This is a genomic window from Aeromonas allosaccharophila (assembly GCF_016026615.1).
GTDB lineage: Bacteria > Pseudomonadota > Gammaproteobacteria > Enterobacterales > Aeromonadaceae > Aeromonas > Aeromonas allosaccharophila.
Window position 1 is genome coordinate 312309 of sequence record NZ_CP065745.1, and the last position, 24036, is coordinate 336344.

Sequence of the window (24036 nt, forward strand, 5' to 3'; positions counted from 1 at the left end):
GCAGTGACTGATGATGCCAGGGAAGGATAGTAATGATGGAAAAGATCCGGTTGCTGGGGATCACCTTGCTGGTGATGACATCGCAGGCCATGACATTCACTCAGGCCCTGGCCGCAGAAGGGGAGCCAGAGCCCTTGCTGACAGTGGCGCCACAGCCGGTGACCGACTGGCTGACGCTGGATGGCACCGTCAGTGCCATCAATCAGGGGACGGTGGCGGCCCAGACCAGCGGCCGGGTCTCCCGCATGCTGGTGGATGTGAACGATCAGGTGCAGGCGGGGCAACCGCTGCTGGAGATCAGCGGCAAGGAGCAGTTTGCCGTCGTCACGGGGGCCGAGGCGCGGCTGGCCCGGGCGCAGGCCCAACAGGTGGAAGCCGAGCGTCAGCTCGCCCGTTTTCAGGCGCTGATTGCCAAGGGGGTGATCACCCGCGCTCAACTTGATAATGCCGAGGCCTCCGATCGCGCCGCCCGCGCCGAGGTCAATGCGGCCGATGCGGCTCTCACTCAGGCACGCGAGGCTTACGGTTATACCCGCATTCTGGCTCCTTACGCCGGGGTGGTGACCAAACGGCTGGTGGAGTTGGGGGAGACGGTGGCCCCCGGTACCCCGCTGCTCTCCGGCTTCTCCCTCGACACCTTGCGGGTGGAGGTGGAGTTGCCCCAATCCGCCCTGACGCTGGCTCGTGAGCCTGCGGATGTGCAGGTGCTGCTGCCGGATGGCAGGGCCGTTACCCCGGTCAAACTGACCCGCTTCAACTATGCCGACAGCCAGAGCCACGCCTTCAGGCTGCGCCTCGACTTGCCGCCGCAAACTGCCGGAGTATTGCCCGGCATGTGGCTCAAGGTGCAGCTCAAGCAGGGTGAACGTCAGGTGCTGCAAGTGCCGGATCGCGCCCTGCTGCGGCAAGGGGAGTTCAACGGCGTCTATCTGCAGCAGCCCGCTGGCTGGGCCCTGATGCCGGTACGGGTCGGCCACTGCTTGGCGGGGCAGTGCGAGATCCTGGCCGGGCTGCAAGCCGGTGACCAGCTGGCCCCCGATGCCAGGGCGCAGCAGCAGGAGGTGGCCCATGAGTAGCGAGCTGAACGGCAACAAGGAGAGGCTGGGACCTGCCGGTCGGCTGGCGGCGCTGTTTCAGGGCTCGGCCATCACCCCCCTGCTGGCGCTGGTGGGGTTGCTGCTTGGTCTGTTTGCGGTGCTGGTGACCCCCAAGGAGGAGGAGCCGCAGATCGATGTTACCTTCGCCGATGTCTATATCCCCTTCCCGGGAGCCACTCCGGCTGAAGTGGCCTCTCTCGTTACTACCCCTGCCGAGCAGGTGGTCTCCCAGATAAAGGGGATTGATACCCTCTACTCTTTTTCCCAACCCGATGGTGCCCTGCTGGTGGTGGTGTTCAAGGTGGGGGTGAGCCGCGAGCAGGCCATTGTCGATCTCAACAACCAGCTCGACTCCAACCGTGACTGGTTGCCACAGGGGATCGGAGTCGGTCAGCCACTGGTAAAACCCCGGGGGATCGATGATGTCCCTATCGTCAGTTTGACCTTATGGAGCAAAGAGTGGAACAAAGAGGGGAGCAAGCAGCTGGGTGCCGCCGAACTGACCCGGGTTGCCCATGAGCTGGAGACCGAACTCAAGCGCATTCCCGGTACCCGCGATATTTACAGTTTGGGCAGCCAGAGCGCCGTGTTGCGGGTGATGCCGGATCCGGTGGCTCTCAGCGCCCACGGCATCAGCTGGGGCGAGCTGAGCCAGCGACTTGCCGCCGCCAATCAGGTAGGCCCGACACAGGCCATCGAGCAGGACAACAGTGAGATTAAGGTGCAGGTGGGGCAGTTCCTGCAAAGTGAGCAGGAGGCTAGAGAACTGGTGGTGGGGCTGCACGACGGCAAGCCGGTCTATCTGGGGGATGTGGCCAGGGTCTCTCTGGGTCAGGAGACCCCGACCAAGCGCAGCTGGATGGGGCAGGGGCAAGCCAGTTATCCGGCGGTGACGCTCGCTATCGGCAAGCAGCCGGGCCAGAACGCGGTCGATGTGGCCAAGCAGGTGGAGGCGCGGGTCGAGAGTCTCAAAAATCGGCTGATCCCGTCTGGCGTCGAGGTGACGGTGACCCGGGACTACGGCGTCACCGCCGAGACCAAATCCAACACCCTCATCGGCAAGCTGATTTTTGCTACCACGGCGGTGGTGCTGCTGGTACTGGTGAGTATGGGCTGGCGCGAGGCGCTGGTAGTGGGGGTGGCCATCGTCATCACCCTGGCGCTGACCCTGTTTGCCAGCTGGGCCTGGGGTTTTACCCTCAATCGGGTGTCGCTGTTTGCGCTGATCTTCTCCATCGGCATTCTGGTGGATGACGCCATCGTGGTGGTGGAGAACATTCACCGCCATCGCGGTTTGGGCAAGGGGTCGCTCAAGGATCTTATTCCGGGGGCGGTGGACGAGGTGGGGGGGCCGACCATACTGGCTACCCTGACCGTCATCGCGGCTCTGCTGCCGATGGCCTTTGTCAGTGGCCTGATGGGCCCCTACATGAGCCCCATCCCCATCAATGCCAGCATGGGGATGCTCATCTCCCTGCTGGTGGCCTTTATCTTCTCACCCTGGCTGGCGAGCCATTTGCTCAAGGGTGAGGTGCATGCAGCCCACGGCGAGGCCAAGGCGGGTCTTTTTCACCGGCTGATGACCCCTTTCCTGATCGGTGATGGCGCCAAGCGCGCCAGACGCAAGCTCTGGCTGGCGGTGTTGCTGCTGGTCGGGGCGGCTACCGCCATGCCGGTGGTGCAGTGGGTGGTGCTCAAGATGCTCCCCTTTGACAACAAATCGGAATTTCAGCTGGTGCTCGACATGCCGGAGGGGGCAACGCTGGAGCAGACAGAGCGCACCCTGCTGGCGGTCGGGCGGGAGCTTGCCAAGGTGCCCGAGGTGAAGGATTACCAGATCTACGCCGGTACTGCCGCCCCCATCAACTTCAACGGCCTGGTGCGCCACTACTTTATCCGCAGCGGCGCCAACGTGGGGGATATTCAGGTCAATCTGGTGGACAAGCATGAACGGGATCGCAGCAGTCACCAGATTGCCCAGTCGGTTCGGGCACCGTTGCAGGCCATTGCCGGTGCGGCGGGGGGCAACCTCAAGGTGGTGGAGGTGCCGCCCGGCCCGCCGGTCTGGTCACCCATCGTTGCCGAGATCTATGGCCCAACCCCTGCTGCCCGCGAAGCAGCGGCACGCGCCGTTCAGGCCCGCTTTGTGGTCACCGCGGATCTGGTGGATGTCGATATCTATCTGACCGACCCGCAGCCCAAGTGGCGGCTGGTGGTGGATCGCAGCAAGGCGGCCCTGCTCGGGATCGATCTCGGGGTTCTGGTGAGCACCCTCAATGGCGGGGTGGGTTATCAGGATGCCAGCTGGCTGCAGGGGCACGGCGCCAAGTATCCGGTGCCGATCCGCATCGAACTGGCTCCCGGTGACAAGCGGGATCTGGCGGGTGTGCTGGCGCTCAAGGTACGCAGCCAGAGCGGCCAGCTGGTGCGGGTCTCCGAGCTGGTGAGTCGTCGTGATGAGGCGGCCCCCAGCTATATCATGCACAAGAACATGCAGCCCATGGTGATGGTGGTGTCCGACATGGGCGGTCATACCGACAGCCCGCTCTACGGCATGTTTGCCGCCGGTGCCGACATCGATCTGCCCCAATATTACGTGCAGCAGCCCGACAAACTGGGGGAGGTGGCCCTGTTGTGGGACGGGGAGTGGAAGATTACTTACGAGACCTTCCGCGACATGGGGCTAGCCTACGCCGTGGGGATGATCCTTATCTACCTGCTGGTGGTGGCCCAGTTCCGCTCCTATCTGGTGCCGCTTATCATCATGGCTCCCATTCCGCTCACCCTCATCGGGGTGATGCCGGGCCACGCCCTGCTGGGGGCCCAGTTTACCGCCACCTCGATGATCGGGATGATCGCGCTGGCCGGGATCATCGTACGCAACAGCATCCTGCTGGTGGACTTTATCGAACAGCAGCGGGCGAGTGGAGTGGCGTTCGAGCTGGCGGTGATCGACGCGGCGCAGGTGCGGGCCAAACCCATCATGCTCACCGCGCTGGCGGCGATGATCGGGGCCCTGTTTATCCTCGATGATCCCATCTTCAACGGGCTGGCCATCAGCCTGATTTTCGGGATCCTGGTCTCCACCTTGCTCACCCTGGTGGTGATACCCTTGCTCTATTATGCCCTGCTCTCCCGACGTTCATGACGGGAGTCACTAGCGAAAGGATGTGCGATGAAGAGAGGCTGGTTGTGGTGGGGAAGTGGCGCCGTGGTGGCGGTGGCTGCTGTGGCATGGTGGTGGCGACCGCAGGCGACGCCGATCAGGCTGGTTGAGGTCGGGCGGGGGGACGTGCTGGTCACCGTGGTCAACACCCGGGCCGGCACCATCAAGTCCTGTCAGCGGGCCGGGCTCAGTCTGCCCGGTGGCGGCGTGGTGGAGCAGATCGCCGTCAAGCCAGGGGAGCGGGTGGCGCAGGGGGATTTGCTGCTGACCCTCTGGAGTGACGATATTCGCGCCGATCTCGCCCGTGTCCGCGCCCAGCAGGCCCTTGGCAAGACCCAGCGCGAGGAGCGCTGCAGCGAGGCGGCCTATTACGAGCGGGAGGCCAACCGGCTGGCCACCTTGCTGGCCAAAAACCTCACCTCCCGCACCCTGGCCGAGCAGGCCCAGAATCTGGCCGATACCCGTCGCTATATCTGCCGCGCATCCCGTCAGCAGGAGCGGGTCGACGAGGCGCAGGTCGCCCAGGTGGAAGCCCGCTTGAGCGAGCGCCGCCTGCTGGCGCCGTTTGCCGGTGTGGTGGCGGAGGTCAACAGCAAGCTGGGCGAATACATGACTCCCTCACCGCCCGGAGTGGCCATGCCTCCCGTTATCGATCTTATCGACGATCGCTGCCTTTATATTTCTGCTCCCATCGATGAAGTGGACGCCGCCCGTCTCAAGGTGGGTCAGTCTGCCCGGGTACTGCTCGACGCCATGCCCGGGCGCGATTTTGCCGCCACCGTGACCCGCATCGCCCCCTATGTGAAGGAGCTGGAGAAGCAGGCTCGCACCGTGGAGGTGGAGGCATCGCTCACCGCCCTGCCCACCGATGTGCCCCTGCTTATCGGCTACAGCGCCGATCTTGAGGTCGAGGTGACCCGCGCCACCGATGTGCTGCGGGTGGCCGCCAGCAGTCGTGCCGACGATGGCAGCGCGCTGCGGCTGGATGGGGATAAGCTGGTGCGGGTGGTGCCCCGCTGGGGTGTGGAGAACTGGAACTGGATTGAGGTGGCCGAGGGGCTTGCCGCTGGTGAGCAGCTGGCGGCCCAGCCCGGTCAGATTGTCGGAGAGGGCCCCTTCAGCGCCGCCACGGAGCAGCCGGATGAGTGATCTCATTCGCCTCGATGCCGTCAGCCGTCGTTTCACTCTGGGCGGCAGCGAGGTGGCAGCCCTCGATCGCGTCTCTCTGCGCGTTGCCGAGGGGGAATATCTGGCGGTGATGGGCCCTTCTGGTTCCGGCAAATCGACCCTGCTCAATGTACTGGGGCTGCTGGATCGGCCCGACGAGGGGCGCTACTGGCTGGGAGGGGAAGACACCGCCACCCTGTCAGAACCTGCGTTGGCCCAGCTGCGCGGCCACCGCATCGGTTTCGTGTTCCAGTCGTTTCACCTCATCTCCCGCCTCACCGCCCGTGAAAACGTCGAGCTGCCGCTGATGCTGTGCGGGATTGCCCCCACCGAGCGCCATCGCCGCAGCCAGCGGTTGCTGGGAGAGCTGGGGCTGGAGAACCGGGCCGGGCATCGCCCTGCCGAACTCTCCGGCGGTCAGCGCCAACGGGTAGCTATCGCTCGGGCCATGGCGATGGCGCCGCGGCTGATCCTGGCCGACGAGCCCACCGGCAATCTCGACTCCCATTCCGGGGAGGAGGTGATTACCCTGCTGGAGGGGCTCAACCGGGAGCAGGGGATCACGCTGGTGGTGGTGACCCACGATCCGCGCCTCGGTGAACGGGCGGGCAGGCGGATCCTGATGAACGATGGCCATATCAATACCGATAGTGGCGGGGGCTGAATGCGGCGGCCCGATGTTATTCGCTTTGCCGCCGTGGCCCTGCTGCGCCAGCGCTCACGGGCGTTGGTATTGATTTTGGCGGTGAGTCTGAGCGTCACCTCAGTGCTGCTGCTCACCGCGTTGGGGGAGGGGGCGAGACGCTATGTGGCCGATCAGTTCAGCTCCCTTGGCAAGGATCTGCTGGTGATGTTCCCGGGCCGCAAGGAGACCACCGGCGGGCTGCCGCCGGTCACCGGCAACAGCCTGCGGCAGATCACCCTCGATGACCTGCACTACCTAGGCCAGCATCAGCCCAAGGTGCGGCTGGTGCCGCTGGTGATGGGCTTTGCCGAGGCCAAGCAGGGGGCGCGGCTGCGCCAGACCATGCTGCTTGGCAGCAGCAACGGGCTGCGTGATACCCACGGGCTGGAACTGCTCTCCGGCCGTTGGTTGCCGGGGGATGCCGCAGAGGATCGACCGGTCGCCCTGCTCGGGGCCGTGGTGGCCCGCGAGCTGTTCGGTCAGGCCGATCCGGTCGGCCAGTGGCTGCGTTTTGACAATCGCCGCTTTCGGGTGGTGGGGGTCTTCACCAGCCAGAGCAGCAATCTGGGGATGGATATGGCCGAGGCGGCGCTGATCCCGGTGGGCAGCGCAATGCGGTTGTTCAATACCGAGGGGCTGTTTCGCTTGCTGATCCAGCCGCTGGCGGGGCAAGCGGTGTCCCCGCTGGTCAAGCGACTGGAGCAACTGATGCAGGCGCGCCACGGGGTGCTCGATGTGACCGTGGTACGCCGTGACGCCATGCTGGCCACCTTCTCTACCATTCTCTCGACCCTTACGCTGGCGGTCGCCGGTATCGGCGCCATCAGTCTGCTGGTCTGTGGCATCATGATGATGAATCTGGCGCTGATCAGCACCCGCCAGCGCACCGGCGAGATCGGCCTGCTCAAGGCGCTGGGGGCCGACAGTCGCCAGATCCGCCAACTGTTTTTGTGGGAGGCGCTGCTGCTGAGCGGCAGTGGCGCGCTGTTTGGCACGGCGTTGGGCTATGCCCTGGTTGCCCTTGCCGCGCTGATCTGGCCCAGTTTTCCGGTGGCGGTCCCTTTGCTCGCGACTCTCTGCTCTATACCGGCGGCCCTGCTGACCGGGCTCTTCTTTAGCTGGCTGCCCGCCTCCCGGGCGGCAAGACAAGATCCGGTCAGCAGCTTGCGCAGCGGGCAGTGGAGCGGTGGCTGATGCGCCTCGCCGATCTGCTGTTCTGGCTCTGGCGCGCCTTGTTGGCGGGGCGCAGTCGCAGCCTGCTGTCGGCGCTTGGCATTGCTATCGGGATCGCCTCGGTGACCCTGCTCACCGGCCTCGGTGAGGGGCTCAGGCTCTATCTGCTCGACAGCTTCTCCCAGTTTGGCACCCGGCTGATCGCCGTCACCCCAGGCAAGACCGAAACCGCCGGAGGCCCGCCCGGCATCCTTTCCAGCAGCCGTCCCTTGTTGTTGGAGGATGCCGATGCCCTCGCCAGATTGGCAGGTGTAGAGGCTGCGCTCCCTGTGGTGCAGGGGCAGGGGGAGGTGCGCAGCCGCGGACTGACCCGCAGCACCGCCATTCTGGGCACAGGTCCGGCGGCGCTCTCCGGTTGGCGACTCACCCTGATGCAGGGGCGTTTTCTGCCCGCGGACGACAGTGCCATGCCCCGCGCCTATGCAGTGCTGGGCTCCAAGGTGGCGGCGGAGCTGTTCCCCGGTGGCGATGGGCCGGGGAGTCTGCTGCGGGCCGGTGATCGCCGTTTTCGGGTGGCCGGGGTGCTGGCCCCCAAAGGGCAATTTCTCGGCTTTGATCTGGACGACATGATCTATCTGCCCGCCGCCCACGCCCAGGCGCTGTTCAACAAGGAGGGACTGCAGGAGATCGACGTTATCTATCGCGCCGGGCAGAGGGAGGCCGAGATCACCGCCCAGATCAGGCGGCTGCTGATCGCCCGCCACGGCGCCGAGGATTTTACCCTCACCTCCCAGCAGGACATGTTGACCAGCCTCGACAAGATCCTCTCCATCATCAAGCTGGCGGTCGGTGGGCTCGGCATTATCTCGCTGCTGATCGGGGCGGTCGGTATCTTCAGCATCATGAGCATCGCCCAGCAGGAGCGGATCCCCGAAGTGGGCTTGCTGATGGCGCTGGGCTGCCCGCGGCGCCGTATCCTGCTGCTGTTCCTGCTCGAAGCCGTGGTGCTGGCGCTGCTGGGCGGGGCCATGGGGCTGGCCCTGCTCGGCGGACTCAAGCTGCTGCTCACCTTGCTGGCGGCCGGGTTGCCGCTCACCCTCCATCCTCTCTATCTGCTGCTGGCGCTCGGTTGCAGCGCCCTGGTCGGCCTGCTGGCCGGGGTCGCCCCTGCGCTGCGGGCGGTGCGCCTCGACCCCGTGGTTGCCCTGCGAGGTGACTAGGCGACCCCTTCCGCAACCGGCACGCTGCGCTCTGATCTGAACAGGGGGGACTAGGCGACCACCTCCGCAACCGGCACGCTGCGCTCGGATCTGAACAGGGGGGAACTAGGCGACCACCTCCGCGACCGGCAGGTTGCGCTCAGATCTGAACAGGGGGAAGTAGCGGCGATCCGCCTGACTCATGTGGCCGACCACCAGCTCCTGAATGATGAAGTTGAGCAGCTCGTCGTTGCCCAGCGTCCCCGCTTTGGCGGCGTGCAGCAGCTGGCCTGCCTTGTTGAGCAGGCGCTGGTGATCCTGACGGTGGCTGGCCAGCTCCCGATAGTCGATCTCCGCCAGCATCTGCTCTTCAAAAGCGAAGTGGTGACGGGCCATCTCGAACAGGCTCTCCAGACTCTCCAGAAACGGGGCCGGGTGTTCGTGTTGATCCTTGACCCGCTCCAGCAGCCGGTTGGTCAGCACGAACAGCTGGCGATGCTCGGCATCGATGCGCGGGTGACCGCACTCGTGGCCGGGCTGCCACAGCAGGGCGCCCTGCTCCGGATCAAGCCCTGCGCTAAAGAGGCAGACCCGGCCACGGCCGCGATGCTTCGCCTGATACATCGCCTGATCGGCCTGGTGCATCAGGGTCTTGGCATCCTCCCCGTGCTCCGGATAGAGCGCCAGCCCGATACTGCTGGAGATAAGCAGCTCCTGCCCCTCCAGCTGGAACGGATCGCGCAACTGGCGGTGCAGCTTGTCGGCCACCGCCAGCACTTCATCGCCGGTATCGGGCAGCAAGATGACGAACTCGTCGCCCCCCAGCCGCGCCACCAGATCCTGTTCCCGCACACAGTGACGCATTCGTTCGGCCACCAGATTGAGCAGGATATCCCCGGTCTCATGGCCGAAGGTGTCGTTGATCGGCTTGAAGTGATCGAGATCGATAAACATCAGCGCCAGCGGACGGGGCGCCTCCTGATCCAGCAGCTCCTTGAGCCGTTGTTGCAGCAGGCGGCGATTGGGCAGGCCGGTGAGGGGGTCGTAGAAGGCGAGGCGGTGCATCATGGCCTCCCGCGCCGCTCGCTCGGTGATATCCCTTGTGACGCCCAGGATCGCCTCGGGTTGGGCCGTGCCACTGCCATGGAGCGTGGTGATGGTCTCGGTCGCCACCAGATGGCCATGCTTGTGACGCAACTGGGTGCGGATGACCCGGCGGGTCTGGTCGTGTTCCCCCTGTTGCCAGGCGGTGAGGGTGGCGGAGATCTCCTCGCGCAGCAGTTGCCGCGAGGCATCCGGCAGCAGTTGCTTGAGCGGCATGGCGAACAGCTCGGGAGCCTCGTAGCCGCTCAGGGCAGCGATGGCCGGACTGACATAGCGAAAGCGCAAGCTGGTGGCATCCATGGTCCAGATCACATCGGCGCTGTTCTCCGCCACGAAGCGGTAGTGCTGTTCGCTCTGGGCCAGTTCACGGGTCAGCCGCTGGCGATCCCGCGCCTCCTGACGCAGCCGCAGATAGAGGTGCAAAAAGATGCCGAGCAGGGTCATCAGGGTAAAGGTGACGAGCATGGCCACCGCCACGCTCTTGTCGAGCAACTTGCGCTGCTGGCGCAGCCGCTCTTGCGCCGGGTCGTAGATAAAGTGGTCGAGGTTGGGCAGCACTTGGAGCAGGCCCGCCTCCAGATAGGTTTTGGCGATCTGCAGCCAGCGCTCCTGCTGCATGTAACCCGGTTCGACAAGATCCGGCTGCATCAGTGCTCTGGTTTCGCGGGCCTCGAACGCCAGCTGGTCACGACCCGCGCCGCTCGGGTACTGCTCCATGATCAGGTTGATCATCTCTTCGGGGTTGTCCATCGCATAGCGCCACCCCTTGAGGCTGGCCTGCTGGAAGGCGTATACCCGATCCTGTCGGGTGATCAGCTCCCGCTCGGAGGTAAACAGGTTGTCACCGTAGAAATCGAAGCCGACGGTACGCGGTCTGAAGACCCGATAGGGGATCCCTTTTTGCTGCAGATAGAAGGGTTCGGTGGAGCTGTAGGCGCTGATGGCATCCACCTCGCCCGCCAGCAGTGCCTGCAGTCCTCTCTCATAGGGAACGGTGACCCAGTCACGGCGCTCGTTATGCCGGGTCAGATAGGTCAACAGCTCGTTGGAGCCAGGCTCCAGCATCAGCCGCTTGTTGGCCAGATCCGCCGGGTTGCGGATATCGGGCCGCTCCAGCGTCAGCAGCACCAGTGGCGAGTGTTGCAGCAGGGCGGCGAGCACCACCACGGGTCGGCCGGCGGCCCGGTCCAGCAGCAGGTCACTGCCGCTGATGCCAAAATGGGCCTTTCCCGAGATCACCTCGCTGACCACATCGGTCCGGTCGTTCGCCTCGCGCAGGGTGACCCGTAGACCGGCATCCTTATAGAAGCCCTTGGCGATGGCCGCGTAGTAACCGGCAAACTGGAATTGATGTTGCCAGGGCAGTTGCACGATGACCTGCTCCTCGGCCCGCAAGGGGGGAGAGATCAGGGTGGCGATGACCAGACTGACCAGCATCGGCAGGAACCAGCTGGGGCGCTGGCGGGGGTCGGCGTTCTCCGTCATACAGCGTTCTCTCGGGAGGCGGTGTCTAAGCTAGATTCAAGCAATTCGTTGTAACCTGCAAGGGGGGTGAAGGCGTTTGCAATGGGGTGTCCGGGACATTAAAAGTCATTTTTGTGTCATTCATCACACTTGATATGCGCATACTGTTTTTTGGCGAGTTATGTGACGAAGAAGAGAGCCATATGGCCAATTAAAGTGGTCGCATTCTAGCCATTTTTTCCCGTTTTTATCGTTGCCATTGTGGCTTGACTGCATTTTTTTCGCGGTTTCACGTCAAGTTGTGTCGTTATATCAAAAGATACTTTTACGGGGCGGTCGGGTGTGAAGCCAATGTATCCATGCTGCTGCGCGTCGGTTAAGGTGAAACGGGTCAGTGATGGCCCCGCCAGTGTTATCATGTTGCCCCCTGTTCCGGATAAGGTCCTGTTATGTCCCGCTTGCGTCTGCTTCTCTCCGACTCTCACGATCCCCTGTTCAATCTGGCCGTCGAGGAGTGCATCTTCCGCCAGATGGACCCCGGCCAGCGGGTGCTGTTCCTCTGGCGCAACGCCAATACCGTGGTGATCGGCCGGGCCCAGAACCCGTGGAAGGAGTGCAATACCCGCCGGATGGAGGAGGATGGTGTGACCCTGGCGCGCCGCAGCAGTGGCGGCGGCGCCGTGTTCCACGACCTTGGCAACAGCTGCTTCACCTTTATGGCGGGCAAGCCGGAGTATGACAAGAGCATCTCCACCGCCATCGTGCTGGACGGGCTCAAGCGGTTGGGGATCGAGGCCTTTGCCTCCGGTCGCAACGATCTGCTGGTCGCCACTGCGGACGGAGAGCGCAAGATCTCTGGCTCGGCCTATCGTGAGACCCTGGATCGCGGTTTCCACCACGGCACCCTGTTGCTGGATGCCGATCTTGGCCGCCTCGCCAACTACCTCAATCCCGACCCCAAGAAGCTGGCCGCCAAGGGGATCAGCTCGGTGCGCAGCCGGGTGGCCAATCTGTGCGAGCTGCTGCCGGGGATCGACCATCAGCAGGTGAGCGAGGCTCTGCAGGAGGCGTTTTTCCACCATTACGGTGCGCGGGTCGAACCCGAGCATATCTCCCCGGCGCAGATGCCGGATCTGCCGGGCTTTGCCGAGACCTTCGTCCGCCAGCGCAGTTGGGAGTGGAACTATGGCCATGCCCCGGCGTTCAGCCATCTGCTGGAGGAGCGCTTTGGCTGGGGCGGCGTGGAGCTGCACTTTGATGTGGAGAAGGGGGTTATCACCCGGGCACAGCTGTTCAGCGATACCCTGGAACCTGCCCCGTTCGATCTGCTGGCAGCCGAGCTGGCGGGTTGCGACTATCGGTCGGAGGCGGTTGCCGCGCGCCTGCAGCCCTGGCTGGCAGCTTTTCCGCAGCAGCAGGTCGAGCTGGCGGAGTTTGCCCAGTGGCTGTTGGCCTCCCTGCGTTGAGGGTGGCGTGGCGCTGATGGCGGTCTGGTAGTAAGGACTATGTCAGCCAACATGTGAACGAGATCACGAAATGCAAAGAGGCGCCCCAAAGGCGCCTTTTTGCCAGCCCTTGTCATGGCTGATGCATGACAAAAAGTAGGGTAGGCCATTAGATATTGTCGCTGTCGGCCCCGCTGGCACAGGGGTATAACGGCCGCACGTTTTCTGTACTAATGGTATAAAAATGAGTGACTTAGTTTATCTGAAAGACGAAAGCGTCAACGCCGTTCACCCCGAGTTCTCAAGCCGGTTTGCAGCCGTAAAAGCCAACTTTTTCTCGCGCAATCCCGATCTCTGGCCGGTTTTTCGCGAACCCGGATTTGCCACCCTCAATGAATTTCGGGCCCGTGGCCTGGCCCCGGATGCCCGTCTGAACGCCTGGCCAGATGGCCGCGCCCGCCTTGCCGATCTCTGCGAGACCATGCCGGTGCCTGCCACCATGCGCACCCCGGGCGAGCCGATGGCCGAGCTGCTGTTCGCCGCCGCCCTGTCGAAGGATTGGGAGAACCCCTCCAGCGTCGAGAACGTCATCACCATGTCGGCGGATCCCGCCATCTACGGCGCCCAGCTGGGCATTCTGGCCAACCCCAATCTGGTCTACTCCGAATATGCCGGGGTAGCCGAGGAGCTGGAGAAGAAGGTGGTGCGCCAGATTGCGCTGCTGGCGGGTTATGATCCCGAGCGGGCCACCGGCATCTTCACCCAGGGGGGGACCTTCTGTAACCTCTATGGCTACCTGCTCGGCATTCGCAAAAGCCTGCCGGAGGCCAAGCACAAGGGGCTCGGCCACTATCAGGATTACCGCATCATCAACTCCCAGGGCGGTCACTACTCCAACATCACCAACCTCTCCCTGCTCGGGGTCGATATCGAGAACAAGACTATCCGCATTCAGGTCGGCGAGAACAATGACATCGATCTCGACCACCTCGAGCGCACCCTGACCGCCTGTTTTGCCCTGAAACACGTGGTGCCCACCATCATGCTCACCATGGGCACCACCGACACCTTCGGGGTGGATCAGGTGAAACCCGTATTCGAGCTGCGCAATCGCCTCTGCGAGCAGTTCGAGGTGACGGTCAAGCCCCATATCCACGTCGATGCCGCCATCGGCTGGTCGATGATCTTCTTCCTCGATTACGACTTTGCCGCCAACCCGCTCGCCATCAACAGCGCCACTCTGGCGGGGATCGAGCGCAACGTGGCGCGCTTTGCCGAGCTGAAATATGCCGACTCCTTCACCGTCGACTTCCAGAAGTGGGGCTATGTGCCCTACACCTCCAGTCTGGTGATGATCAAGGAGCAGGATGACCTCAAGGCGATGGAGAACGATCCGGAGAACTTCTCCTACTTCGAGCGGGACATTCAGGGCCAGACCCACCTGCAATCCACCATCGAGTGTTCCCGTGGCGCGAGCGGTTTGTTCGGGGCCTATGCGGCGCTCAACTACATGGGGGTCGAGGGGTATCGCACCGTGCTGGCCCACTGCTTGCAAAATGCCAACTACTTCCGCTTCCGGTTAAGCCAGCTCGGCAACGTCAAGCTGGTGGCGCAGGAGAATCAGGGGCCGAGCGTGGGCTTCAAGATCTACAACCCCGAGTGGGTGAGCGATCCGGAGGCCGAATTTGCCTTCGAGCTGGCCCGCTCCAGCGATCCCGCCTACAAGGCGCGGCTGCAGCGCAACACCGATTACCACCGCAACCTGTTCAAGGGGCGCGGCAAGGTGGGGCTCTACACCAACTGGGTGGAGGCGGTGGCCCACTCCGACTACGACGCACGGGGCAAATACTCCTACATCGCCGGGGAGAAGGCCGTCTTTATGAACCCCGCCTGCACCCGCGAGCAGATCGACGCCTTTATCGACCATATTCGCGGTTGATGGCGGTTGCCCTGACTGTCGAGCGCGGTCAATGGTGGCAAGAGGTGGTTGGGGTGTATCACGCCGACAAATAGACGAAGGGCAAGCCGGTTGGCTTGCCCTTCTGTTTTAACGACGGTATGCGAAAGCGGTGGAAAAGGCCGGGCTCAGAGGGCCAGCAGTTGCTCATTTTCGACAATCTCGCACCCGGCGGGCAGTTGCGAGAGTGCGATCATGGCGCGGGCCACCTGCTGGGCCTCGATGGCGCGCCAACGGGCGAGCTTGCCCACCAGCAGCGGCCGAAACAGCGGATAGATAGCCTGAAAGATCTGCTCCGAGCGGCGCGGCGGTTGGCGATCCCCCAGCAACATGGCGGGGCGCACGATGGCGAGCCGTGGCCAAGATTGGGCCAGCAGGGCCTGCTCCATCTCCCCCTTGGTACGCGGATAGAGAGCCGGGGACGATGCGTTTGCTCCTATGCTCGAGACCACGATCAGCCGCTGGCAACCGTGGCGGCGGGCCAGTTCGGCAAAGGCGACCACATAGTCGAGATCGACCCGGCGGAACGCCTCGGCAGAGCCCGCCTCCTTGCGGGTGGTGCCGAGGGCACAGAAGGCGATATCCACCGGGCGGGAGAGGGTGACGCTGGCCAGATCATCAAAATTGACCGGCAGCCAGTGGTGCGCCTCCTTGCCCGGCTTGCGACAGAGCAGGGTCAGTTCATGTTCGGCAGGCAGTTGCTGCACCAGTTCGTGACCGATCAGGCCGCTGGCTCCGGCAATCAGGATCCGGCTCATGGGGATTCTCCCTGTGTCATTCGATGGTGTTGATGCCATGGTGGCTGCTCATCAGCATCAGGCAATTTGCGGGCAGCTGCAATGGGGGGAGATGACACAGTGTTGCCGGGCTGGATACATAGCGCGGGGTTTGGATAAAACAAAACCGGCGCGAGGCCGGTTTTGCGGGATATCAGAGCGGGGTATTGAAGGCTGCTGGCAGCGGGAAGTCACCCGTCACTGTGGTCAGCCTGTCATTGGCGAAGGTGACGGTGAGCTCTTTGCGCTCCTTGTCGCCGTGGCCCGGCTGGAATTCATAGAGGTAGTACCAGGTGTTGGGGTCAAAGCCGTCGCGCAGCATGGGGGTCCCCAGCACATAGCTGACCTGCTCGCGGGTCATCCCCTGGCGCAGTTTGTCGACCTGTTTTTGTTCCACATAGTTGCCCTGGGGAATATCAATGCGATAGACCAGGCTGCAACCGGAGAGGGTGAGGGCGGTCAAAGCCGCGGCAATCAGGTGTTTCATCCGCATATCGAGTTCAGATCATCCATACAGTCTTTTTGGCTCGGCAAATCATACCGACTCCCTCCACGGAAGTAAAAAGCCATTGATCCATCAGCCAATAAAAAGGGTCGCACTGCGACCCTTTCTGGCAATCAGGCAGCGATTACATGGCTGCGCGGAAGATGGCGACGATCTCTTCGTGGCTGGCCTGTTTCGGGTTGGTGAAGCCGCAGGCATCTTTCAGGGCGTTGCTGGCCAGAGTGTCGAAGTCATCGGCCTTGACGCCGAGCTGCTCCAGACCGGCCGGGATCTTCACATCCAGCGCCAGCTGCTTGATGGCGGCAATGGCAGCGGCGGCGCCCTGCTCGTCGTTCATGGCGCTCACGTCCACACCCATGTAGCGGGCGACATCTTTCAGGCGAGCGGCGCTCACCTGGGCGTTGTAAGCCTGAACGTGGGGCAGCAGCACGGCGTTGCAGACACCGTGGGGCAGGTCGTAGAAACCGCCCAGCTGGTGCGCCATGGCGTGCACGTAACCGAGGCTTGCGTTGTTGAAGGCCATGCCGGCCAGGAACTGGGCATAGGCCATCTGCTCGCGGGCGTGCAGATCATCGCCCTGGTTGACCGCGGTGCGCAGGTGCTTGGCAATCAGTTCGATGGCCATCACGGCGCTGGCATCGGTCACCGGGGTGGCGATGGTGGAGACATAAGCCTCGATGGCGTGGGTCAGGGCATCCATGCCGGTGGCGGCGGTGAGACCCGCCGGCTTGGCCAGCATCAGCTCGGGGTCGTTGACCGACATCAGCGGGGTAACGTGTTTGTCGATGATGGCCATTTTCACCTGGCGCGCTTCGTCGGTGATGATGCAGAAGCGAGTCATCTCGGAGGCGGTGCCGGCGGTGGTGTTGATGGCGATGAGCGGCAGTTGCGGCTTGGCGGAGCGATCCACCCCTTCGTAATCCTTGATGTTGCCACCGTTGGCGGCGACCAGGGCGATGCCCTTGGCGCAGTCATGGGGTGAGCCGCCACCGAGCGAAATGACGCAGTCGCAGCCGTTGGCCTTGATCATGGTCAGACCCGCTTCGACGTTGGTCATGGTGGGGTTTGGCTTGGTTTCATCGAAAACCACGCTCTCAATGCCATGTTCAGCCAGCAGGGTGGTGAGCTTGGCGACCACGCCAATCTGGTTGAGGATCTTGTCGGTGACGATCAGTGCCTTGCGATAGCCGTAACCCTTGATATCGGCGGCGGCCTCTTGCAGACAGCCGGCACCCATCAGGTTGATTGCGGGAATATAGAACTTGAATGTAGCCATGATGGACTTCCTGTAGTTAGCCATTAAGTGGTAGTTGGCCGCTAGGCTATCATCTCGAAAGGGATACAAAAGCATCTTGTTTACAACTTTACGGGGTCGATCACGAGTCGTTAATTAAGCGCTGAACCGGGCTTGACTTTCCCTGTTCGAGACCCTTTTTCAGAAAAACGTTTGTCAATTATTTCATTGGGTTAGCAAACGTTTTGCGCGATCTTTGTGACTGTCAATGCGTGGAAGTGTGAGGCGCTTCAAGGAATTGGAAAGCGCTTTCGACCATAGTTGGCGCCTCCCCGAAGAGGGGGGTAAAGGCTTGAAAGTATCATAAAGAATCATCTTAACTTGCGCCCTGACCATGCTGGCAGGGGGCAACCAGGAGTCCACTATGTCTGATGTATTTCACTTGGGTTTGAAGAAAGCGGATCTGCAAGGCGCCACCCTGGCGATCGTCCCCGGTGACCCCGAGCGCGTCAAGCGCATCGCAGAGATGCTGGATAACCCGGTGCACCTGGCCAGCCATCGTGAATTCACTACCTGGCGTGGCGAGATGGACGGCAAGGCCGTGATCATCTGCTCTACCGGTATCGGTGGCCCGTCCACCTCCATCGCAGTGGAAGAGCTGGCCCAGCTGGGTATCCGCACCTTCCTGCGTATCGGCACCACCGGCGCCATCCAGCCGCACCTGAACGTGGGTGACGTGATCGTGACCACCGGCTCCGTGCGCCTCGACGGTGCCAGCCTGCACTTCGCACCGATGGAGTTCCCGGCTGTAGCCGACTTCGACTGCACCACAGCGCTGGTCAACACCGCCAAAGAGATGGGCTCCAAGCTGCACATCGGTGTAACTGCCTCCTCCGACACCTTCTACCCGGGTCAGGAGCGTTACGACACCGTATCCGGCCGCGTCGTGAGCCGTTTCCAGGGTTCCATGAAAGAGTGGCAAGCCATGGGCGTGCTGAACTATGAGATGGAGTCTGCAACCCTGCTGACCATGTGCTCCAGCCAGGGCCTGCGTGCCGGTATGGTGGCTGGCGTTATCGTCAACCGTACCCAGCAAGAGATCCCGAACGCCGAGACCATGGCGAAGACCGAATCTGATGCCATCAAGATCGTACTGGGCGCTGCCCGCAAGCTGATCTGATAGCACCACAAAGAGTGGGGGGTGGGGGCCGTTGCGAAAGCGCGGCCCCTATCTTTATCCGCCGTTTACCGCCTTTCCTCTCCCGCCCCCCCTTTCACTGATCCCGTCGCACTCGCGCAGGTTGTCTCTGCTGGCTGCCTCTACCTATTGCTCCTAAAAAGGCGCTGCACAGCGCACTTGCATCGGCTCGCCGCTCACCGGATGAGTAAAATCCAGCTCGCTGGCGTGCAGCATCAGCCGCGGCGCCTGTTCGCAGCCTGGCGGCAGCTGGCCGCCATAGAGATCGCAGCCGAGGATGGGGTGGCCCAGCAGCTCGCTGTGGATCCGCAGCTGATGGGTTCGGCCGGTCTCCGGCAGCAGTCGTACCCGGGTCAAAGGCACGGTCTGCCCCTGCATCTGCAACTCCAGCAGCTCAATCACCTGATAGCGGGAGCGGGCGGGTTTGCCACTGGCGGCGCAAATCTTCATCAGCGGAAAGAGGGCCGGATCCTTGGCGATGGGGGCGTCGATAACTCCTTCGTCGTCAATCAGATGACCGCACAGCAGGGCGCTGTAGGCCTTGCTCACCGCCCGCTGACTGAACTGCTGGCAGAGCAGGGCATTGATGGCCCTGTTTCTGGCCACCACCATGATGCCTGAGGTACCAAAATCGAGGCGATGCACCAGGGTGCAGCCGGGGTAATCCTGCACCAAGCGATAGTGAACCGAGTCGAGGTTCTGCGGATTCTTGCCCGAGAGGCTCAGCAGGCCGCTCGGCTTGTTGATGAGCAGCAGGTGCTCATCATCGAACAGGATCTCGATGGCGGCATTGCAGGGCGGGGCAATAAAGGTGTCGACGATAACGGACATAGGGCACACGGGCTGGAAACGGGGGGCGATCATACCCGAACCGGCGCGGCCGGGCGAATGGGCGGTGCGCTGCCTCGGAAAATGAACGGGATGACGCCATGCAAACTTTTGATAGTGAGCCGTGTTGAGCGAGGTGGCGTGCCGTGCAAACCGCCCAGGTCAGCAACAAGGCCCCGTTTTGTGACCCCTTCCCGAGTTCATCCGAGGCTTGCTTGTTAAGGTATGGCTCCCTGTTATGTTGTAAGGACTCATCCCATGGCACTGCCCGTTATTCTCGATTGTGATCCCGGCCACGACGACGCCATCGCCCTCATTCTGGCGCTGGCCAGCCCTGAACTTAAGGTGCTGGCGGTCACCACCAGCGCGGGCAACCAGACGCCGGACAAGACCCTCAACAATGCCCTGCGCATCCTCACCTTGTTGGGGCGGGACGATATTCCGGTGGCGGCCGGGGCACCGAAACCGCTGGCCCGCGAGCTGATTATCGCCGACAACGTCCATGGCGAATCTGGGCTCGATGGCCCCAAACTGCCTGATCCTGCCTTTGCGCCGCAGGCCATGACTGGGCTTGAATTGATGGCCAAGTGCTTGCGCGAGAGCCCGCAGCCCGTGACTCTGGTGCCGACTGGGCCGCTCACCAATATCGCCCTACTGCTGGCGGCTCATCCCGAGCTCAAACCCAATATTGCCCGCATCGTATTGATGGGGGGCGCCGCTGGGGCTGGCAACTGGACGCCGGCGGCGGAATTCAATATTTATGTGGACCCGGAAGCGGCCGATATGGTCTTCAAGTCGGGTATCCCCATCACCATGTGCGGCCTTGATGTGACCCATGAGGCGCAGGTGATGGACGAGGATATCGAGCGGGTGCGCGCCATCACCAACCCGGTAGCCCAGTGTGTGGCCGGGCTGCTCGACTTTTTCATGATCTACCATCGGGATCCCAAGTGGGGATTTGCTGGTGCACCGCTCCACGACCCCTGTACCATTGCCTGGTTGCTGGCTCCCGAGCTGTTCCATGGAGTCGAGTGCCGGGTCGATATCGAGACCAGCGGGGAGCATACCGTGGGGATGACGGTGGTGGATCGTTATGGTCTGACCGGCAAGCCAGCAAATGCGCTGGTATTGTTGGGGCTGGATCGTCCGGGCTTTATCGATCTGCTGGTGACGCGGCTGCGGGCGTTTGACTGAGCGCCGGTTCATTTTTGCAAGAAGGGGCGGGGAATGTGGAAGAGAGGCTTGGTGCTGCTGGCCGGGTTGCAACTGACAGGCTGTGCGACGCCATTCGAGCGGATGTGGCAGGGGCTGGCGACCTGTGAATTTACCGATCTCTATGTGGATGAGACGGGCAGGCCCGCCAATCTACAACTGGCCAACTACACCCCCTACAAGGTGAGCGACGGCTTTGCCTGGTACAAGGTGCACGAGGAGCTGCACGGCTTGCCGGTGGTCGGCTTTATCGTGCCCGCTTCCAGCTTCGAAGTGCATGCTCTCTTTGTCGATACTCCCATCGCCAATGCCCGCCGGTTGACCCACAACGCCTACGGCAGCGAGTTTGGTGACGAGCAGAAGCATGACGAGGGGTTGGCGCCCCTGCTGCTGCGCGATCCCAACAACCCCAAGCGCTCCATCATCGACTGCACCCGCGGCGAGTCTGACGGGGAGCTTGAGGATTCGGCCATGCCCGAGTAGGGCTACCTGTCACGCCGTCGGCCTGAAAAAGAGGGGCCAGCCTTGCCGGCTGGCCCCTCTTTTTCCATTAGGACTATGAGTTAATAAGGCTTACATGATGGCATTCAGTAAGGCTATCGTCTTCCCCTCACCAAGTGGTAACCAATAAAGCAAAGAAATAGTCCCGCGACTGACCACAAGCTGAAGGCAAACAGTTTGGCAACTGCTTGGCCAAATGCTTCGGATGCCAACAGTATGATCCCGCACAGGGCACGGCATGCACCACTACCATTCGGTAAGGATTGCTGTCCGATGAGAATGCTCGCGCCGTAGAACATGGCAAACATACCAGACAGGAGCAGAACCATTCCAATTGGTTTGAAGCTGAGCTTATGGTCAGGGCTTAAGCGGTTTTTTGTGTGCTCTTTTAGTGCCTGCGTGAGAGCAAGGAGAAGTGCTACAAAGCCAAGTAAAACGACAATGACTGTGAAATTTGGTGTAGGCACAGCAATGAGAGCCGCAAGAGTAATACCCCCTGCGGCAAGAATCACAAGCTGCAAAATGATGCGTATAGCTTTCATTGGTGCGCCCGAGGATTGACTGGGAGATCCCCCGTTGGTAGGGACATATCGGAGTTCACCCTCAGGATCAGGGATAGCTCAACGTCTCTTTGATAAGCGGCAGTTGAGCCTTGATCCACGCCGGATTGATGGGACCCCAGTCGCTGATGCGGTAGTGCCCCTGCAGGTGGCGAGCCCCCTCGGTCTGCTCGAAGGCGCAGCTGATGTCGAGCTCGGCCAGCGCCGTCAGGGTATCCTGCGCGGTGCGGCGCGGCATGCCGGTTGCCTCCATGATGGCAGGTACCGTATCCGTGCCCTGGCTGATCAGCCAGGCCACGTAGAGGCGGCGGTAGAAGCTGGTGCGGGTCTTGCTCGGCTCGCTCATAGCTCGTCCTCGAGACGATCGAAGTAGCGCCAGGTCGCGATGGCGGCTTTGCCCATCACCAGTGCCCAGAGGCCGAACCAGAACCAGCGGAAGAAGCTCCAGGTGGAGGCATCAGGCTCGGTGCTCTCAATCTTGGTAACGTTGGGGAACATGGAGAACATGTTGATGCGCCAGCCGTAGGAGGTGATGATGGCGAGCCGTTTTTCAAACTCCATCGATTTGGCCTTGGCCTGCACGTCGGCGGCGTTGAACTTGAAGTAGAAGGGCCAGCCCCACTCGGTATCTTCATTGCGGAACACCCGGATCTTCTCGCCGGGCCGCTCGGTATAGATGTAGTAGACGTCGGTGGTGGGGCCGTCAGCCGGGTTCTTCTGGCTGATGGGGCCATCCTTGTCGGTGCGCTTTACCTCGACCCCGGTGATGGTGGCGATGGTGTGCTCCGGCAGATAGTAGTCGAGCCAGGCGGCGGAAATGAGGGCGATGAGCCCCAGGGCGATAAAAGCGGGTTTCTTGAATCTCAGGCTCATGGTGTGCTCACGTGAGGGGGAGTAACGTGCCTCTACCATACCGATATTTGACGGGGCAGCCCAGCCCCTTATGGCACCAATGGCCAAAAAATGGCGTTTAAAACAGGGACAAACGGATTGCACCGTGAATCAAAAAGGCCCTCGCGGGCCTTTTTGTCTGGTTCACTTCCTGTGCTTACAGCTGGAATCGGGAGAGCTGCTTGCGCTGCTGCTCGGCGAGCTGCGAGAGTTCGTTGCTGGCAGTGGCGCTCTGGCTGATACCGGCGGAGCTCTGGCTCACGATCTCGTGAATATTGGTGATGTTGCGGTTGATGTCGGCGGTGACGCAGGACTGCTCCTCGGCGGCGGTGGCGACCTGGGCGTTGGCGTCGTTGATCTGGCGCACGGCACCGGTAATGCCACTCAGCAGATCCTGCACCTGAGCCGAGAGGCGCTGGTTATGGCTGAGGATCTCCAGGGTCTCCTGCACGCCGTTGTTGGCGGACTGGGACTGGCTCTGCAGCCGCTCGATGATGGTCTGGATCTCCTTGGTGGAGTCCTGGGTGCGGGCCGCCAGCATTCTCACCTCGTCGGCCACCACCGCAAAACCACGCCCCGTTTCACCGGCACGGGCCGCTTCGATGGCGGCATTGAGCGCCAGCAGGTTGGTCTGCTCGGAGATCCCCTGGATCACTTCAATCACCTTGCCGATCTGCTCGGACTGGGATTTGAGCTGGGCCACGATGGCGGCGGCATCTTCCAGACTGCCCGCCATCCGGCTGTTGGCAGCGATGCTTTCGGTAAAGAGCGCGAGCCCCTGTTCGACCCGGCCATTGGCATCCCGCGCCAGCTCATCGGCGATGGCGGCGTTGTGGTTGACGTTGTCAGCGGTGCTGGATAGCTCGGTCACGGCGGAGGCGACCTGTTCGATCTCGCTGTGCTGCTGCCTTGCATTGGCCTCGGACTGGGTCATCACGGCGGCCAGTTCGGTGGCAGCGGAGGCGACGCTGTTGCTGATGCCGGTCAGGGTTTCGATGGTGCTGCCAAGCTGCCCCAGAGTGAGGTTGATATCCTTGGCCAGCTGGGCCAGCTCGTTGTTACCCTCGACCCTGGCGCGGACGTTGAAGCGACCCTGCGCGACGGCGTGCATCACGCTCTGCAGCTGGCCGATAGGGCTGACGATACGGCCGGAGAGCCACCAGCCACACAGCAGTGCCGCCAGCAGGGCGACGGCCATGAGCAGCAGGGTGCGCAGCAGGGTGGCATGGTAGTGGGCCTGCTCCTGCGCCAGCTCGCTCTGGGTCAGCTGGTTGATGTGGGCAGACATGCTGTCGATCTGCTTGATCAGCTGTTCACCCAGCTCGCGGAAATGGAGGCGGGCCGCCTCGTAGGCGACCGGATCGCCGCCACCCTGATGTTTTTGCGCCAGCAGCGGCAGCATGTTGCCGCGAGTATGGCCGAGGTAGGCCTGCAGGGCGGCAGCGACCTGACGGTTATCCTGCTCGGCACCGGGGATCACCAGACGGGCGAGGATGCTGTTGATCTCCTGCTCGGCGCTGTTGAGGTTCGCCGGCAGCGCGGCAAACAGCTTGGCATCGTAGAGGCCATAGATGGCGCTGGTGCGCAGCCGGTAGGTGGCGTGGATCAGTTTGGCAATGTCGTCCTTGTTCTGGACCACGCTCTGGGTCGTCTCATCTATGTCACGGATGGCTTCGTCCAGCCCCTGTTTACTGATGGCGATCATCACCAACATCAGTAGGCTGGCCAACAGCAGCGGTATCAGGATTTGGACTCTTATTGATAGATTATTCAATGACATAGATAGTTCTAATCCGAAATTGGAGGAACCGACATATTACACATTAGCGTCAGGAGCTGTCACAGGCTTTTATTGCTGAAATGTGCTGAAGAAA

20 protein-coding genes are annotated in these 24036 nt (G+C 62.3%); 11 read left to right on the forward strand and 9 right to left on the reverse strand.

The window, feature by feature from the left end; all coding sequences use genetic code 11:
* Positions 1 to 35: 35 nt before the first annotated feature.
* Genes I6G90_RS01365 through I6G90_RS01390 form a run of 6 tightly spaced genes read left to right on the forward strand, consistent with a single transcriptional unit; the run spans position 36 to position 8508 of the window.
* On the forward strand, positions 36 to 1076 hold the full coding sequence (locus I6G90_RS01365; protein ID WP_197931135.1) for an efflux RND transporter periplasmic adaptor subunit: 1041 nt from the start codon (positions 36 to 38) through the stop codon (positions 1074 to 1076).
* Positions 1069 to 4245, forward strand: a complete 3177-nt coding sequence (locus tag I6G90_RS01370) for an efflux RND transporter permease subunit (RefSeq protein ID WP_197929391.1) — start codon at positions 1069 to 1071, stop codon at positions 4243 to 4245. The genes I6G90_RS01365 and I6G90_RS01370 overlap by 8 nt, the downstream gene beginning before the upstream one ends.
* A 27-nt stretch (positions 4246 to 4272) precedes the next feature.
* Positions 4273 to 5412, forward strand: coding sequence for an efflux RND transporter periplasmic adaptor subunit (locus tag I6G90_RS01375; protein WP_197929393.1), 1140 nt, complete (start codon positions 4273 to 4275; stop codon positions 5410 to 5412).
* Positions 5405 to 6094, forward strand: coding sequence for an ABC transporter ATP-binding protein (locus I6G90_RS01380; protein ID WP_197929395.1), 690 nt, complete (start codon positions 5405 to 5407; stop codon positions 6092 to 6094). Before I6G90_RS01375 ends, I6G90_RS01380 begins: the two co-directional genes overlap by 8 nt.
* On the forward strand, positions 6095 to 7309 hold the full coding sequence (locus tag I6G90_RS01385; protein ID WP_197929397.1) for an ABC transporter permease: 1215 nt from the start codon (positions 6095 to 6097) through the stop codon (positions 7307 to 7309). It abuts the gene before it with no gap.
* The gene (locus tag I6G90_RS01390; protein ID WP_197929399.1) at positions 7309 to 8508 is read left to right on the forward strand and encodes an ABC transporter permease; all 1200 of its coding nucleotides are present in this window, start codon (positions 7309 to 7311) and stop codon (positions 8506 to 8508) included. The genes I6G90_RS01385 and I6G90_RS01390 overlap by 1 nt, the downstream gene beginning before the upstream one ends.
* A gap of 105 nt (positions 8509 to 8613) precedes the next feature.
* Here I6G90_RS01390 and I6G90_RS01395 read toward each other — a convergent pair whose 3' ends face one another.
* Positions 8614 to 11076, reverse strand: coding sequence for a diguanylate cyclase domain-containing protein (locus I6G90_RS01395; RefSeq protein WP_197929401.1), 2463 nt, complete (start codon positions 11074 to 11076; stop codon positions 8614 to 8616).
* Between the two features lie 428 nt (positions 11077 to 11504).
* On the opposite strand from I6G90_RS01395, the gene I6G90_RS01400 reads away from it, so the two are divergent.
* Positions 11505 to 12521 carry a lipoate--protein ligase A gene (locus I6G90_RS01400; protein ID WP_197929403.1) on the forward strand — a complete coding sequence of 339 codons (1017 nt, stop codon included), beginning with the start codon at positions 11505 to 11507 and terminating at the stop codon, positions 12519 to 12521.
* A gap of 223 nt (positions 12522 to 12744) precedes the next feature.
* The gene (locus I6G90_RS01405) at positions 12745 to 14439 is read left to right on the forward strand and encodes a pyridoxal phosphate-dependent decarboxylase family protein (RefSeq protein ID WP_197929404.1); all 1695 of its coding nucleotides are present in this window, start codon (positions 12745 to 12747) and stop codon (positions 14437 to 14439) included.
* A 146-nt stretch (positions 14440 to 14585) separates the two neighbouring features.
* Here I6G90_RS01405 and I6G90_RS01410 read toward each other — a convergent pair whose 3' ends face one another.
* The 3 genes from I6G90_RS01410 to yiaY form a co-directional block, all read right to left on the reverse strand.
* Positions 14586 to 15215 carry an NAD(P)H-binding protein gene (locus I6G90_RS01410; RefSeq protein ID WP_197929405.1) on the reverse strand — a complete coding sequence of 210 codons (630 nt, stop codon included), beginning with the start codon at positions 15213 to 15215 and terminating at the stop codon, positions 14586 to 14588.
* Positions 15216 to 15387: 172 nt separating this feature from the next.
* Positions 15388 to 15726, reverse strand: coding sequence for an outer membrane protein assembly factor BamE (bamE, locus tag I6G90_RS01415; RefSeq protein WP_005337980.1), 339 nt, complete (start codon positions 15724 to 15726; stop codon positions 15388 to 15390).
* Positions 15727 to 15862: 136 nt separating this feature from the next.
* Entirely contained in the window at positions 15863 to 17014 is a 1152-nt protein-coding gene (gene yiaY / locus I6G90_RS01420) for an L-threonine dehydrogenase (protein ID WP_127008248.1), read from the reverse strand.
* 382 nt (positions 17015 to 17396) lie between these two features.
* Between yiaY and udp the strand changes: the two genes are divergently transcribed.
* Positions 17397 to 18152, forward strand: coding sequence for a uridine phosphorylase (udp, locus tag I6G90_RS01425; protein ID WP_197929406.1), 756 nt, complete (start codon positions 17397 to 17399; stop codon positions 18150 to 18152).
* A 153-nt stretch (positions 18153 to 18305) separates the two neighbouring features.
* Here udp and I6G90_RS01430 read toward each other — a convergent pair whose 3' ends face one another.
* Complete coding sequence (locus I6G90_RS01430; protein ID WP_197929407.1) at positions 18306 to 19034, reverse strand: RluA family pseudouridine synthase; 729 nt, start codon at positions 19032 to 19034, stop codon at positions 18306 to 18308.
* Between the two features lie 222 nt (positions 19035 to 19256).
* Between I6G90_RS01430 and rihA the strand changes: the two genes are divergently transcribed.
* Positions 19257 to 20192, forward strand: coding sequence for a pyrimidine-specific ribonucleoside hydrolase RihA (gene rihA, locus I6G90_RS01435; RefSeq protein ID WP_197929408.1), 936 nt, complete (start codon positions 19257 to 19259; stop codon positions 20190 to 20192).
* Positions 20193 to 20225: 33 nt separating this feature from the next.
* A complete protein-coding gene (locus I6G90_RS01440) occupies positions 20226 to 20693 on the forward strand; it encodes a hypothetical protein (protein WP_005337958.1) in 468 nt (155 codons plus the stop codon).
* A gap of 113 nt (positions 20694 to 20806) precedes the next feature.
* Here the strand turns inward: I6G90_RS01440 and I6G90_RS01445 are convergent, their stop codons facing one another.
* The 4 genes from I6G90_RS01445 to I6G90_RS01460 all read right to left on the reverse strand — a co-directional run bounded on the left by I6G90_RS01445 (position 20807) and on the right by I6G90_RS01460 (position 23942).
* Positions 20807 to 21253: a hypothetical protein gene (locus I6G90_RS01445; RefSeq protein ID WP_047438555.1), complete on the reverse strand. Its 447-nt coding sequence runs from the start codon at positions 21251 to 21253 to the stop codon at positions 20807 to 20809.
* 67 nt (positions 21254 to 21320) lie between these two features.
* Positions 21321 to 21617 carry a winged helix-turn-helix domain-containing protein gene (locus I6G90_RS01450; RefSeq protein WP_005337957.1) on the reverse strand — a complete coding sequence of 99 codons (297 nt, stop codon included), beginning with the start codon at positions 21615 to 21617 and terminating at the stop codon, positions 21321 to 21323.
* Positions 21614 to 22144, reverse strand: coding sequence for a DUF1523 family protein (locus tag I6G90_RS01455; protein WP_042053974.1), 531 nt, complete (start codon positions 22142 to 22144; stop codon positions 21614 to 21616). The genes I6G90_RS01450 and I6G90_RS01455 overlap by 4 nt, the downstream gene beginning before the upstream one ends.
* Positions 22145 to 22319: 175 nt before the next feature.
* Positions 22320 to 23942: a methyl-accepting chemotaxis protein gene (locus tag I6G90_RS01460; RefSeq protein WP_197929409.1), complete on the reverse strand. Its 1623-nt coding sequence runs from the start codon at positions 23940 to 23942 to the stop codon at positions 22320 to 22322.
* Positions 23943 to 24036: the final 94 nt, after the last annotated feature.